This is a genomic window from Lentzea albidocapillata subsp. violacea, from assembly GCF_900100275.1.
GTDB lineage: Bacteria > Actinomycetota > Actinomycetes > Mycobacteriales > Pseudonocardiaceae > Lentzea > Lentzea violacea.
Genome location: NZ_FNET01000010.1, coordinates 196,534 through 210,222, shown reverse-complemented (window position 1 = coordinate 210,222; position 13,689 = coordinate 196,534). Strand labels below are relative to the sequence as shown.

The 13,689-nt window shown below is 69.8% G+C and carries 15 protein-coding genes; 8 read left to right on the top strand and 7 right to left on the bottom strand.

The genetic code is table 11. The features are described 5' to 3' along the window. Positions 1-29: 29 nt before the first annotated feature. Positions 30-302: a GlsB/YeaQ/YmgE family stress response membrane protein gene (locus BLR21_RS23245; protein WP_090008176.1), complete on the top strand. Its 273-nt coding sequence runs from the start codon at positions 30-32 to the stop codon at positions 300-302. 412 nt (positions 303-714) lie between these two features. Further along, complete coding sequence (locus tag BLR21_RS41765; RefSeq protein ID WP_143027842.1) at positions 715-867, top strand: esterase-like activity of phytase family protein; 153 nt, start codon at positions 715-717, stop codon at positions 865-867. Between the two features lie 31 nt (positions 868-898). Here the strand turns inward: BLR21_RS41765 and BLR21_RS23240 are convergent, their stop codons facing one another. Together BLR21_RS23240 and BLR21_RS23235 are read right to left on the bottom strand one after the other, a co-directional pair. Next, on the bottom strand, positions 899-1,726 hold the full coding sequence (locus tag BLR21_RS23240; protein WP_090008174.1) for an SWIM zinc finger family protein: 828 nt from the start codon (positions 1,724-1,726) through the stop codon (positions 899-901). Beyond that, positions 1,719-4,697, bottom strand: a complete 2,979-nt coding sequence (locus tag BLR21_RS23235) for a DEAD/DEAH box helicase (protein WP_090008172.1) — start codon at positions 4,695-4,697, stop codon at positions 1,719-1,721. Before BLR21_RS23235 ends, BLR21_RS23240 begins: the two co-directional genes overlap by 8 nt. A 30-nt stretch (positions 4,698-4,727) precedes the next feature. Here BLR21_RS23235 and BLR21_RS23230 point away from each other — a divergent pair, with 30 nt between their 5' ends. Both BLR21_RS23230 and BLR21_RS23225 read left to right on the top strand, forming a co-directional pair. Continuing rightward, positions 4,728-6,194, top strand: a complete 1,467-nt coding sequence (locus BLR21_RS23230) for an aromatic amino acid ammonia-lyase (protein WP_090008170.1) — start codon at positions 4,728-4,730, stop codon at positions 6,192-6,194. Between the two features lie 80 nt (positions 6,195-6,274). After that, positions 6,275-7,234 carry a zinc-binding dehydrogenase gene (locus BLR21_RS23225; protein WP_090008360.1) on the top strand — a complete coding sequence of 320 codons (960 nt, stop codon included), beginning with the start codon at positions 6,275-6,277 and terminating at the stop codon, positions 7,232-7,234. A 459-nt stretch (positions 7,235-7,693) separates the two neighbouring features. On the opposite strand, the gene BLR21_RS23220 is transcribed toward BLR21_RS23225, so the two are convergent. After that, positions 7,694-7,978 (bottom strand): MoaD/ThiS family protein, encoded by a 285-nt coding sequence (locus BLR21_RS23220; protein WP_090008168.1) that lies wholly within the window; start codon positions 7,976-7,978, stop codon positions 7,694-7,696. Then, complete coding sequence (locus BLR21_RS23215) at positions 7,975-9,054, bottom strand: WD40/YVTN/BNR-like repeat-containing protein (RefSeq protein ID WP_090008165.1); 1,080 nt, start codon at positions 9,052-9,054, stop codon at positions 7,975-7,977. The genes BLR21_RS23220 and BLR21_RS23215 overlap by 4 nt, the downstream gene beginning before the upstream one ends. 145 nt (positions 9,055-9,199) lie before the next feature. On the opposite strand from BLR21_RS23215, the gene BLR21_RS23210 reads away from it, so the two are divergent. Next, positions 9,200-10,888 carry an acyl-CoA dehydrogenase family protein gene (locus BLR21_RS23210; RefSeq protein WP_090008163.1) on the top strand — a complete coding sequence of 563 codons (1,689 nt, stop codon included), beginning with the start codon at positions 9,200-9,202 and terminating at the stop codon, positions 10,886-10,888. Here BLR21_RS23210 and BLR21_RS23205 read toward each other — a convergent pair. Continuing rightward, positions 10,885-11,514, bottom strand: coding sequence for a TetR/AcrR family transcriptional regulator C-terminal domain-containing protein (locus BLR21_RS23205; protein ID WP_090008161.1), 630 nt, complete (start codon positions 11,512-11,514; stop codon positions 10,885-10,887). The genes BLR21_RS23210 and BLR21_RS23205 overlap by 4 nt on opposite strands. A gap of 68 nt (positions 11,515-11,582) precedes the next feature. On the opposite strand from BLR21_RS23205, the gene BLR21_RS23200 reads away from it, so the two are divergent. After that, a complete protein-coding gene (locus BLR21_RS23200) occupies positions 11,583-12,023 on the top strand; it encodes an ester cyclase (RefSeq protein ID WP_090008160.1) in 441 nt (146 codons plus the stop codon). Here BLR21_RS23200 and BLR21_RS43935 read toward each other — a convergent pair. Beyond that, a complete protein-coding gene (locus BLR21_RS43935) occupies positions 12,020-12,142 on the bottom strand; it encodes a hypothetical protein (protein WP_256334880.1) in 123 nt (40 codons plus the stop codon). The genes BLR21_RS23200 and BLR21_RS43935 overlap by 4 nt on opposite strands. 105 nt (positions 12,143-12,247) lie before the next feature. Continuing rightward, complete coding sequence (locus BLR21_RS23195) at positions 12,248-12,454, bottom strand: cold-shock protein (protein WP_030479190.1); 207 nt, start codon at positions 12,452-12,454, stop codon at positions 12,248-12,250. 210 nt (positions 12,455-12,664) lie between these two features. Between BLR21_RS23195 and BLR21_RS23190 the strand changes: the two genes are divergently transcribed. Beyond that, positions 12,665-12,907: a hypothetical protein gene (locus BLR21_RS23190; protein ID WP_090008158.1), complete on the top strand. Its 243-nt coding sequence runs from the start codon at positions 12,665-12,667 to the stop codon at positions 12,905-12,907. A gap of 74 nt (positions 12,908-12,981) precedes the next feature. Continuing rightward, the gene (locus tag BLR21_RS23185; RefSeq protein ID WP_256334879.1) at positions 12,982-13,686 is read left to right on the top strand and encodes a hypothetical protein; all 705 of its coding nucleotides are present in this window, start codon (positions 12,982-12,984) and stop codon (positions 13,684-13,686) included. Positions 13,687-13,689 lie beyond the last annotated feature (3 nt).

The window sequence follows — 13,689 nt, the reverse complement described above, 5'->3', positions numbered from 1 at the left end:
CAAGCACCAGAGTCGCAGGGGGTACCACAGTGGAGATCGACGGCTTGTTCACCGCACTGCTCTTCGGAGCCGTCATCGGCGGCCTGGGCCGCCTGGTGATCCCGGGCAGGCAACACGTGTCGCTGCTCGCGACCATCCTCGTGGGCATCGTCGCCGCCCTGCTGGGCACCGCGGCCGCCACGGTCCTGGGCGTGGCCGACACCCCGGGAATCGACTGGATCGAACTGGCTCTGCAGGTGGGCCTCGCCGGCGCCGGCGTAACCCTGTGGGCCAACCGCTCCAAGCAGAAGCTCCTCCACTGACCCAAGGACAAGGGGCCCCAGCCGCCCGCTCAATCCACCGCCGACAGGCCCGAGCCGCTCGCCCTCCGCGCGCCCACAAGCCACCGCGCCCGGACCACACAGCGCCCAACGGGTCCGCCGGCTCCCACCGCACCCGGCTGCCCACCGCCGCCGCCCACCGCACCCGGCTGCCCACCGCCGCCGCCCGAGCACCATCTCGCCAACGGCTGCCGCGTGCGCGCCGCACTGCCCTCCCGCGCTTGAACGCGCTGGACCCCGGTGCTTCCACCGGTTCCGCAGCCTCGGTGCCCGGCTGACCGCAGCCGCCGAGTGACCATTTGCCCATCCGGTGGGAACTGACGCTGACCAAGGAGGTTCCGCAGCCCTAGGCGGTCGCGAAGGCAGCCGCCGGCAACGGGCCGAAGGCGTGCCGGTGATCGGCAGCGGCACGTCCGAGATCACCGCGCTGAACGACCGCACGCTGCTGGTCCTCGAACGCGACAACCAGCGCGGTGCCGCGGCCAGGACCAAGAAGGAGGTGCTCCGGGAGAGTCAGTGTTCCTGCCGCCTCGGCTGGATCCGCTGAGGCGGGCAGCCGGTTCGGACTCGCGCGAGCTCTACTCCTCGGGCTTCAGCGACAGGTAGGCCGGGCGCAACAGGTCGGCCAGCGACGACCCGCCCACGGTGATCGGCACACCGTCGAGCTGATCGAGCACCGCGTCCGTGCGCACGACCGCCGTGGGGTCGCCGAAGTGGAGGTTCGACGTGGTCTGCCGCTGCCAGAACGTGTCGAGGCACCTCGTCAGCGGCGGCGCCTCCTCACGGGCCACGGCGGAACGCGCCGTGCCGCGCAGCGCGCGGAGACGGTCGAGCAGGTCCTCACGGCTGCGGCCGCGCCAGGCGAGGATCTCGAACGGGTCGTTGTCGAACGACTCGGCGAGCAGGTAACAGGCGGCGGCGAGGTGCTTGCACGGCACCTCCCAGTCCGGGCAGCTGCAGTCCATCGTCATCTCGCGCTGCGTCGCGGGGAAGAGCCGCAGTCCCAGCGAGGCGAACAACGTCTCGATATCCGCGGGCATCTCGCCGGCCAGCAGTTTCGCCGCGTACAGGGCCTTGCCGGCCAGCGCGTGCTCGATGCGCTGCCACTCCTGGCCGGTGAACGCCTTGATCGCGATCCGCGTCTTGTACGGCGTGGGGCGCGAACCCTGCACCAAGGCGATGACCATGCTCGTGGACAGCGACAACGACAGCACCTGGCCCTGCCGCGCGTAGTTGCGGCCGCGGGTCAGCCGGCCGCCCATGCCGAAGGACTCCAGCACCTCGATGAACCGGCGCGACCACCAGGTGGCGCCGATGTCGCCGCGCTTGCTCTTGGCCTTGAGACCGTTGTCGACCTTGATGGTTTTACCGTACTGAAAACGTTCGCCGGACCGGTGCTCACTCACCGATGGCCTCCCCGGACAACGCCAGCAGGTCGCGCAGCTGCGCGGTGGACAGGTCGGTGAGCCAGTTCTCGCCGGCGCCGACGACCAGCTGGGCCAGTGCGCGCTTCTCCTCGATCATGGCGTCGATGCGTTCCTCCAGCGTGCCGATGCACACGAACTTGCGCACCTGCACGTTGCGGCGCTGGCCGATCCGGAACGCGCGGTCGGTCGCCTGGTCCTCGACCGCCGGGTTCCACCAGCGGTCCAGGTGGATCACGTGGTTCGCGGCGGTGAGGTTGAGACCGGTGCCGCCCGCCTTGAGCGACAACAGGAACAGCGACGGGCCCTTGCTGTCCTGGAAGCGCTCCACCATGCGGTCGCGAGATGCCTTGTTCGTGCCGCCGTGCAGGAACATCACCTCGGTGTCGAAGCGTGCGGCCAGGTACGGCACGAGCATGCTGCCGAACTCGGTGAACTGCGTGAAGCACAACGCTTTGTCGCCCTCGGCGAGCACTTCTTCGAGCACTTCCTCCAGGCGCGTGAGCTTGCCGGAGCGGCCGGCGACGCGGGAGCCGTCGCCGAGGAAGTGCGCGGGGTGGTTGCAGACCTGCTTGAGCTTCGACATGGTCGCGAGCACGAGTCCCCTCCGCTCGACACCCTCGTCCGCCTCCTCGATCTTCTCGAGCATGTCGTTGACGACGGCCTGGTAGAGCGAGGCCTGCTCGGCGGTGAGGTTGCAGAGCTGGCGCATCTCGACCTTGTCCGGCAGGTCGCTGATGATGCGCGGATCGGTCTTCACGCGGCGCAGCACGAACGGGTTCGTGATCTTGCGCAGGCGGGCGGCGGCGTCCTGGTCGTTGTGGCGCTCCACCGGGACGGCGAAGCGGGCGCGGAACGTGTTGACCGTGCCCAGCACACCGGGGTTGGCGAAGTCCATGATCGACCAGAGCTCGGCGAGGCGGTTCTCGACGGGCGTGCCGGTGAGCGCGACGCGGTGCCGTGCCTTGAGCTGACGCACCGCCTGGGACTGGCGGGTCGAGCTGTTCTTGATGTTCTGCGCCTCGTCGAGCACCACCCGGCCGAAGGTGAGGTCGCTCAGCGCGTCGGCGTCGCGGGCGGCCAGCGAGTAGGTGGTGAGGATCAGGTCGTGGCTCTCCACGGCTTCGCGCAACGCGTCACCGTTCAGGCGGTCCGCGCCGTGGTGCACGTGCACCGAGAGGTCCGGGGTGAACCGCGCTGCCTCGCGTTGCCAGTTGCCGACGACCGACATCGGGCAGATCAGCAACGTGGGCGGCCTCTTGCCGTCGGCGCGGTTCAAGGCTTCCAGTGCCAGCAGCTGCACGGTCTTGCCGAGACCCATGTCGTCGGCCAGGCACGCTCCCAGGCCGATCCTGTCGAGGAACGCGAGCCACGCCAGGCCGCGCTGCTGGTACGGACGCAGCCGCGCGCCGAAGTTCTCCGGCGGCTCGACGGGTTCGAGCTGTTCGTCGGCCTTGCCGGACAACAGGTCGCCGAGCCAGCCATCCGCCTCGACGGACATCAGCGGAAGCGGCAGGCTCTCGTCTTCCGCCTTCAGTCCACTGTGGAGCATGACCTCGACGGCGGTCATCTGCCCACCGCCGCGCTTGAGGAACGCGAGTCCGGCGGCGAGCCGTTTCTGGTCGACCTGCACCCACTGGCCGCGCACCTTGACCAGCGGCACCTTCGCCCTGGCCAGTTCGGCGAGCTCGGCGTCGGTCAGCGTGTCCTCGCCGAGGGCGAGCTCCCACTTGTAGTCCACAATGGACTTCAAGCCGATCTCGCTCTCCTTGGCGACGGTTCCCGCGGTACCGCGGCTCTTCGTGGTGAGTTTCAGGCCCAGCTTCGTCGTCTGCTGCCACCACGACGGCAGCAGCACGCCGAACCCGGCCTGTGCCAGCACCGGTGCGGCGGTCAGGAACCGGTACGCGCCCTCCGCGCTGACCTCCATCTCGGCGGGGTGCGAGCCGCGCAACGCCTCGTCCAGGTCGGGGTGCAGCTTGCTCGCGCGGCCGAGATCGGCCAGCAGGTGTTCCTGCGGCGCCGGGATCCAGCGCCGCAGCACGCCGTCGTCCGCGAACCAGACCTGCTGCGCGGGCACGAGAACACTCGGCTCGTCGACGGCCTGAAGCAGGAACTCGACGGCCCACTCGTCGTCGTTGCGCTGCTCCGGCGAGCGCAGCCGGAAGCAGGTGCGCACGGGGCTTTCGTTGCCCGCGCTGTCGCGCCAGCGGTCCAGTTGCTCGCGCAGTTCGTAGAGTTCGACGGGGTCCGCGTCGAAGGCGGGCTCGCCGGTGAGCGCGGCGAGCCAGGACTCCGCCGTCGTCGCACGGCCTCGTCCCGCCGGGGCGAGAGCGGTGCCGCTCAGCCGGCTCCGCACCTGCTCGTCGACCGCTGTCGTCAGTGCCGCGCGCACGAGTTCCGCCGGGTCGCCGACGATCTGCTCGCACCGGCAGGCGGGCGGCATCGCGGCCTGCAGCGCCGCGAACCGCGCCGAATCCGTCCCCGAGAGCACCGGCGCCCACAGTGCGACGGCCCGCTCCGGAGCGATCGACGGCAGCACCCGGCCGCGGTCGACCAGGTCGGCGGCGAAGGCGGCCACGTCGAACACGAACCGCGCGGAGTCGCTCAGCCGCACCTCGGCACCACGCTCCGGGGCACCGTCGAGGCGGATGGTGGGCACGCCCCACTGCCGCAGCTGCACCTTGCCGCGCTGCGCTCGTCCCGCCGCCAGCGGGTCGCGCACCAGTTCGGGCGACGCCATCGGCCCCGACGAGAACGACGGCAGGAGCAACGTCCGTGTGGTCGTTTTGCGCGGTTCCTGCCCGAGCGCGGCGGCCAGCGACTCGGCCGACGCCGCGAACGGGTGCGGTGCGTCCCGACGCGTGCTCTCGCTACGTGCGGGCAGCCCGGAGTCTTCGGCCCACAGCGCGAGAACGCCGTCGGTCGTGCACAGGCCATGCAGTACGAGCACCTCTGAACCCTATGTGCTCACATTGGCGCCATGGTCGAAGACTCCCCCGTCGTGCTGGACGGTCAGTCCCTCAGCGCCGACGACGTGGTGCGCGTCGCGCGGTTCCACTCGCCGGTGGCGCTGCACGCTGACGGGCTCGCACGTCTCGAAGCTTCGTGGGGCGCCAGCCAGCGCCTTGTGGTGCGACGACAGGTGTACGGCCGCACGACCGGCGTCGGCGCGAACCGCGACCAGATCGTCAGCACGGAGGGCTGGGCCGAGCACGGCCTGCGCCTGCTGCGCAGCCACGCGGGCGGACTCGGCGGCATGCTCCCCGAGGAACAGGTGCGCGCCATGATGGTCGTGCGCCTCAACCAGCTCCTCGCGGGCGGCGCGGGCGTGCGCAGAGCCGTGGCGGACGCGCTGCTCGCCGCGCTGAACAGCAGTTGCTACCCCGGCGTCCACGAGTACGGCGCCATCGGCACGGGCGACCTCACCGCCCTCGCCGAAACCGGCCTGACCCTGCTCGGCGAGCGCTACTGGCTCGGCTCCACGCAGACCCCCGACCCGATCGCACTCGACTCGGGCGACGCGCTGGCGTTGATCAGCAGCAACGCCCTCACCATCGGCATGGCGGGTCTGGCCTGGCAGGACGCGCACCAGCTCCTCAAGGCCACGCACGTCGTCGCCGCGCTGTCGTTCCTCGCCGTGGACGGAGCCGTCGAGGCCTACGACGAACGCGTCCACCTCGGCCGCCCTCATCCAGGTCAGGTCGCCGTGGCCGCCGAGATGCGCCGCCTGATCGGCGAACCACCACGCCCGCCGGCGCGCATCCAGGACCCGTTCGGCTACCGGTGCTTCCCGCAGATCCACGGCCCGGCCGTCGACGCCGCCACCGACCTGGGCCGGGTGCTCGACGTCGAGCTCAACGCCGCCGCCGAGAACCCGCTGATCGTCTCCTACCATTTCGGCCCGGAGGACGACGCCGCCTACCACCACGGCGCGTTCCACAGCGCGTACCTGGGCCAGGCGCTCGACCGGCTCCGGCTCTCGATGCTGCACACCGGCCACATCTCGACCGCCCGCCTCGCGACGCTGGTCGAGCCGAACTTCACCGGCCTGCGCCCGTTCCTCGCCGAGGGCGTACCCGGCAGCTCGGGCGTGATGATCCTCGAGTACAGCGCCAACTCCGCGCTGGCCGAGGTCCGCACCCTCGCCGAACCCGCGAGCATCGGCAACGCCGTCGTGTCGCGCGGCCAGGAGGAGAACTCGAGCTTCGCCTTCCAGTCCGCCTCCCAGGCCCTGCGCTCGCTGAGCGCGTTCCGCCTCGTCCTAGCCTGCGAGGTCGTGGCCGCCGTCCGCGCCCTGCGGCTACGCGGCATCACGCCTCAGACGGAATCGCTGCGGGCCGCCTTCGAGGCCGCCGAGTCGAAGCTCAACCCGGACATGGCCGACCGCCAGCTCAGCCCGGACGTCGAGGTCGCCTCGGCACTGCTCGACGACTTCGCCACCTGCTGAGATCTGGGCTTGATCTCCACCAAGCTGGAGCTTTTACGGTGGGCCGTGGCCAGGTTGATCTAGGCGGGGATGTGGTTGTGGTGCGTGCTGTCCGTGTGCACGAGTTCGGTGGTCCGGAGGTGCTTCGCGCGGAGGAGGTTCCCGCGCCGGTGGCAGGTCCGGGGCAGGTCGTGGTGGGCATGGAGGTCGCCGACGTGATCTTCCTCGACACGCTGCTGCGCAGCGGCTGGGGCGGCGAGTACTTCCCGCTGACACTTCCGTACGTACCAGGCGGAGGCGGCGCGGGCCACGTGCTCTCGGTCGGCGAAGGCGTGGACCCGGCGTGGCTGGGCCGGCACGTCATCAGCCGCGGATCGGGCGGCTACGCGGAACAGATGGTCTTCCCCGCCGAGGAGATCGTCGCGGTACCCGACGGCCTGCGCTCGGCCGAGGCGGCGGCCCTGGTGCACGACGGCGTCACCGCACTCATGCTCGCCCGGCGCGCGGAGATCAGAAAGGACGAGTGGGTCCTGGTGGCGGCCGCGACGGGCGGCGCGGGTTCGCTGCTCGTGCAACTCCTGCGCGACGCCGGCGCAGGAGTCGTCGCCGCGGCCCGCGGTGAGCGCAAGCTCGCGCTGAGCCGCGAACTGGGCGCGGACCTGGCCGTCGACTACTCGCTGGACGGCTGGCAACACCAGGTCCGCGAGGCGACGGGCGGTGTCGGCCTGGCCTTCGACGGCGCGGGAGGCCCCCTCGGCAGGGCCGTGTTCGAGACGGTGGCCGACGGCGGCCACTTCGTCACCTACGGCACCTCGGACGGCTTCGCCGACATCGATCCGGACCTGGCGGCCCGCCGGCAGGTGCACGTGGACAACGTGCTGGCGGCCGGGCCACCCGACCCGGCGACCGTGCGCGCACTCCTCACGGACGCGCTCACCCTCACCGCGCAGGGCCGGCTCCGGCCGGTGATCGGCGCGACGTACCCGTTGGCGGAGGCCGAGAAGGCTCACCGTTCACTCGAGGAACGCACGACCCTCGGCAAGTCGCTGCTGCTGGTTTGATCGCTCGCGCGACCGGGGCTGGACTCGGTCGGGGTGGTGGTTGGGGCAGGCGGGTGCGTGGCGGCGGTAGCTGGGTCGCGGCGGTAGCTGGGTCGCGGCGGTAGCTGGGTCGCGGCTGCGGTCGAGGTCTGGGGCGGCGGGCGCTGGTAGGCAGGTGCCGGGGGCGGCCGGGCCGCCGGTGCTGGGCAGCCGCCGGTACCGGGCCGCCGCAGCCACCGGGCCGCCGCAGCCACCGGGCAGTCGCAGCCACCGGGCAGTCGCCGTTGCCGGGCAGTCGCAGCCACCGGGCAGTCGCCGTTGCCGGGCCGCCGCAGCCACCGGGCAGTCGCCGTTGCCGGGCCGCCGCAGCCACCGGGCCGCCGCCGTTGCCGAGCAGCCCGTTGCCCGGCCGCCGCCGGAACCGAGCAACCGGGTCGCGCCGCCATCCCCGGTGCGGCGCGACCCGGCGAGGCGCAGGCGTCAGCCGCCGGCCACCGACGGCAGGATCTGGATCTCCGCGCCCGACGGGAGTGGGGTGGCGGGGCCGCCGAGGCGGCGGCATTCCTCGCCGTTGACGTAGAAGTTCACATAGCGGCGCAGGCCTGCGCGCTCGTCGCGCAGGCGGCGGTCGAGTAGCGGGTAGGTGTCCGCCAGGACGTCCAGGGCCGCTCCCAGGGTGGCCGGGTCCGGGACTTCCACGTCGAGGTGGGCGGCGCCGTCGGTGGCGGCGCGGAGGACGCCGGGGATCAGGACCTTCACCTTCACGTCGGGATCACCGCGGCTCGGACCGACGTCACGTCCGGGAGGTGGGCTGCCACGCGGTGCCAGGTCTCGCCCTCGTCCGGACTGGCGTAGACCTCGCCCGAGCGGGAGCCGAAGTAGACGCCGGGGACGTCGGCGTCGTCCGTGCACATGGCGTCGCGCATCACCGCTGTCCAGAAGTCGTCGGGCAGGCCTTCGCCGAGGGCCTGCCAGGTGGCGCCCGCGTCCTGGGAGCGGTAGACGCGGCACTTGCCTTCCGGCGGGAAGCGGCGGCCGTCCGCCTCGATCGGGAACGTGAAGATCGTGTCCGGGTCGTGGGGGTGGACGACCATGGCGAAGCCGAAGTCCGTGGGCAGGCCGGCGGCGATCGACTGCCAGGTGTCGCCTCCGTCGTCGCTGCGGTAGACGCCGTGGTGGTTCTGGGCGTAGAAGCGCGAAGGCGACGCCGGGTGCTGGGCCACCTTGTGGACGCATTGGCCGAACTCCGGCCACGGGTCCGGGAGGAAGTACGCCTTGATGCCCTTGTTGCGGGCCTCCCAGGACTTGCCTCCGTCGGCGGTGCGGTAGACGCCGCCGGTCGACATCGCCACCAGCATCCGGTCGGGGTCGACCGGGTCGGGCACGATCGTGTGGACGGCCTGGCCGCCGAAGCCCGCCCCCCACTCCGGCCGGTGCGGGTGGTTCCAGAGGCCCTCGACGAACTCGAACGAGCGGCCGCCGTCGGAGGACTTGAACAGCGCCGACGGCTGGGTGCCCGCCCAGACCACGCCCGGCTGCGTGGCCGGTCCGGGCTGGAGCTGCCAGACGCGTTCGAGGGCCGCGTCGTCGACCGGGAACGCGATCGGCGGCGTGGGCGACTCCTCCCAGGTGGCACCCAGATCGTCCGAGGTGGACACTCCCGGACCGAAGTGCGGTGAGGACACCCCCGCCAGCAGACGAAGGCCCGCACGAGCGTCGAACGCGACCGCGTACACCTCCTGCATCGCGTGGTGAGGGCCCTCGACCCGCCACGACACCCGATCCTCACTGCGGGCGAGCCACAGCCCCTTGCGCGTACCGATCGCCACAACCACCGTCATCGCAACGCAGCCTCCCAGCCAGAAGATGTGATGCGGAGCACGTTACGCCGGGGGTCTGACAATTTCTGGGGACGAGGGAAACCCCACGTAGACCCACAAGTTACTCACTGGTAGCGTCCGAAAGAAGAGACGCAAGGAGGCCCCAGTGCTGCTCGACCCGAACCACTACGACCCCGCCCACCTCGACGACGAGACGCGGCGCCTGCTCAGGGCGACCGTCGACTGGTTCGAGGCCCGCGGCAAGCGGCAGCTCATCGCGGACGCGCAGGACAAGGTCTGGTACACCGAGTTCCTCGACTTCGTGAAGCAGGAGAAACTCTTCGCGACCTTCTGCACACCCGCGAGTGTGGACGGCACCAAGCGCTGGGACGCCGCCCGCAACGCCGCGTTCAGCGAGGTGCTCGGCTTCTACGGCCTGCAGTACTGGTACGCCTGGCAGGTCACGGTCCTCGGCCTCGGTCCGATCTGGATGAGCGGCAACGAGGAGGCCAAGCAGAAGGCGGCCGCTCTCCTCGACAGCGGCGCGGTCTTCGCGTTCGGACTGTCCGAGAAGGAGCACGGTGCCGACGTCTACAGCACCGACATGATCGTCACGAGGACGGAGACCGGCTACACGGCCACCGGCAGCAAGTACTACATCGGCAACGGCAACGTCGCCGGCATGGTCAGCGTCTTCGGCAGGCTCGCGGACTCCGACGAGTACGTCTTCTTCGCGGTGGACAGCCAGCACGAGAACTTCCACCTCGTCAAGAACGTCGTCGACAGCCAGATGTTCGTGAGCGAGTTCCGCCTCGACGCCTACCCCATCACCGACGCCGACGTCCTGCACCGCGGCCCCGACGCCTTCTCCGCCGCGCTCAACACCGTCAACGTCGGCAAGTTCAACCTCTGCACGGCCAGCATCGGCATCTGCGAGCACTCGTTCTACGAGGCGATCACCCACGCCCACAACCGGATCCTCTACGGCAACCCGGTCACGGACTTCCCGCACGTGCGCCAGAACTTCGTCGACGCCTACGCGCGCCTCACCGCGATGAAGCTCTTCGCGGACCGCAGCGTCGACTACTTCCGCAGCGCCGGCGAGAACGACCGCCGCTACCTCCTCTTCAACCCCATCACCAAGATGAAGGTGACGAGCGAGGGCGAGAACGTCATCGACCTGCTCTGGGACGTCATCGCCGCCAAGGGTTTCGAGAAGGACACGTACTTCACCCGCGCCACGGCCGACATCCGCGCGCTGCCCAAGCTCGAAGGCACCGTGCACGTGAACCTGGCCCTGGTGCTCAAGTTCATGCCGAACTACCTGTTCAACCCCAAGGCCTACGACGAGGTCCCGACGCGCCACGACGCGACGGACGACGACTTCTTCTGGCACCAGGGCCCCGCGCGCGGTCTCGGCAAGATCCAGTTCCACGACTGGGAGCCGATCTACACCGAGCACGCCCACCTGCCCAACGTGGCGCTGTTCCACGAGCAGGCCAGGGCCATCAGGACGCTGCTGACCACGGCGGCGCCGGACGAGGCCCAGCAGAAGGACCTCGACTTCCTGCTCAACCTCGGCCACCTCTTCACCCTGGTCGTCTACGGCCAGCTGGTCCTGGAGCAGGCGAAGATCACGAACACCGACCCGCACGTGCTCGACCAGATCTTCGACGTCCTGGTCCGCGACTTCGCCGGCTACGCGACCGCCCTGCACGGCAAGGCCAGCAGCACCGAGGCCCAGCAGCAGTGGGCCATCACGCAGATCCGCAAGCCGCACGTCGACCAGGCTCGCTTCGACGCCGTCTGGCAGCAGGTGGAAGCGCTCTCCGGCCGTTACGAGATGCGTCCTTAGGACTGGTAGCGCTCCAACGCCGCGATCATGAGTTCGAGGCCGAACTCGAACTCGTGATCGTGGTCGTAGGTCCCCAGCTCGTCCATCACCCCTGCGGACAGCGGGAACGCCGACACGTCGACGTCCTCGTAGGGCGACAACGCGATCCCGCCCAGCTCGGGCGACGTCGCGACCTCCCTCATCAGCGTGCCCAGCAGGTACGACACCATGGCCCGCATCATCCCGACGGCGATCTTGCCCCGGAACCCCGCGCGGTCGAAGTTCGTCAGCGCCGCCTCGATCGTCCGGAACCCCGCCTCGCTGCTCAGCCGTCGCGTCGCCAGCATCACGAACGCACGGGGGTGCCGGCGCGCCAGTTCCCGCACGGCACGGGCATGGGCCCGGAGGTGATCACGCCAGTCGTCGCTGTCGACCTGGTACGGCCGCGCGTCCGCCATGATCCGCTCGGCCGCGAGGTCCACCAGCACGGCCTTGTTCGGCACGTGGTTGTACAGCGACATCGTGCCCGCGCCCAGTTCCGCGGCGAGACGCCGCATCGAGACGGCCTCGACGCCCTCGCATTCGATCAACCGCACGGCCGCATCCACGATGCGCGCGCGGGTCAGCGGTTCACGTGGCGAGGACACTGGCGGAGACCATCCGACGTGGAGTAGCTTCCCTGCGACGTACGGCGTACGTAGGAGGGTCGGCCGGTATGACCGAGTCCAGGGCGCTCAGAGCGCTGCGTGAAGCGATCGTCTTGGAACACATGGAGTCGCAGAACGACCACGACTTCGACACCTCTCTGAACACGTTTCCGCACCCCCGCTACGAGATCATGGCGTCCGGCCAGGTCCTCGATGGCGTGGACGCGGTGCGCGACTACTGGCAACGCACCCGCGCGGCGTTCCCCGACCAGCGCAACAAGGTCATCGACGTCCACCACGCCGAAGATGCCGTGATCGTGGAGTTCGAACTGCAGGGCACGCACCTGGGAAGCCTCATCGGCGAAGAAGTTACCGGACGGTCGTTCAAGGTCAGGATGGTCGGTTTCTTCCTCTTCGACAAGGACGTCCTCGTCTGCCAGCGGGTCTACGGCGACACGGCGACCGTCATGTCACAGCTGGGCATGCTCAAGGTCCCCGAGAAGTTCTAGAACACGACACGAACCTCTCCGACGACCTGCCCGCCGGCGAAAAAATGCCCACGGCACCGGACGAACCGGTTGGGCCGCAACGCGAGCAGCAACGGACCGGCTACGAACGGTCTCCCCATGCCGCGACGCTACTGAGCGCGATGAATCGGGCACAAGATACGACAAAGCCGCATGTCCGATAGTGGACAGGCGGCTTGTCTTGAATCAGAACTGGCCGGTCAGACTCAGACGGCGCGGACGCCCTGGGCCTGCGGGCCCTTCTGGCCCTGACCGATCTCGAACTCGACCCGCTGGTTCTCGTCGAGGGACTTGTAGCCGTTCCCCTGGATCTCCGAGTAGTGCACGAACACGTCGGCGCCACCGTTGTCGGGGGAGATGAAGCCGAAGCCCTTCTCCGCGTTGAACCACTTGACGGTGCCCTGTACTGCCATCTTGCTACTTCTCCTCTAACAGGTGCCGGATCGCGCTCGCGACCACCGGGTCAAGTCACGGCGGCGTCTTCTCCGGAACCTGGAGAACCCGCTCGCTCGCAACCTCGTTCCGCGAGCGGGGTGATCCACGAACACGAAACGTACGACCGAAGACAGTCAACCACGGGTCCCCGCCCTCAGTCGAGCCATCGATTTCGCTGCTACCGTGAGATGCCAGGTGAGTTCGCGGAGGTGCTCGTGTCGGAGCTGACGGCGATGTCGATCAAGGTCGCCGTCGCACCCCAGATCGCCGGCGGACTCGCCGCCCTGGTCGGAGAACACCTGCGCGACGCACCGGCCGAAGCTGCCCCGAAGGGCCGCCCGACGATCTCCAACAAGCTGGTCGGGGACGTCCACGGCACCGTGTTCCAGATCGGCACCGTGAAGAACATGAACCTGCCCGAAGGCCGGTAACCTGGAAGGTCGTTGACCCAGGGGGCCGTGGCTTGACCGGCAGCGAACGACTGCTCTTCTTCTTCATCGGTTTGGTGACCACATTCGTGTTCATCCGCATCAGCGTGCGCATGATCAGGGCGAAGGTCCGCTGGTGGCCGGGAAACATCGTGCACGGCGACACGCACGTGCATCACGTCGTGTTCGGCACCGTGCTGCTGCTCCTGTCCAGCGTCGGGGGTCTCGTCATCCCCGACGACCTGCACGGCGCCAGGCTGGCCGCGGCGGCCGGTCTCGGGGTCGGTGCGGCGCTGGTGCTGGACGAGTTCGCGCTGATCCTGCACCTGCGGGACGTGTACTGGATGAAGGCGGGCCGGCTGTCCGTGGACGCGGTGTTCCTCGCCGTCGGGCTCACCGGGACGTTCCTGCTCGGCGCACGCCCGTTCGGCTACGACGAGGTGCTGCAGCTCAACCCGGAGACGACGCCGGCGTCCACGTTCACGCTCCGGCTGATCATCATCTCGGTGAACCTGTGCTTCGCGATCGTGGCGCTGCTCAAGGGCAAGATCTGGACCGGCCTGCTCGGCCTGCTCGTGCCGGTGGTGCCCGCGGTGGGCGCGGTGCGGCTGGCCCGGCCGGGGTCACCGTGGGCGCGCTGGCGCTATCCGGAGGGCTCGCGCAAGCTGGCCCGCGCGTACCGCCGGGAGGCCAGGATCCGGCAGCCGATCATCAAGGCGAAGATCGCCGTTCAGGAGTTCATTTCGGGACGTCACGACCTGCCTGATCAAGACAGGCCGTGACGG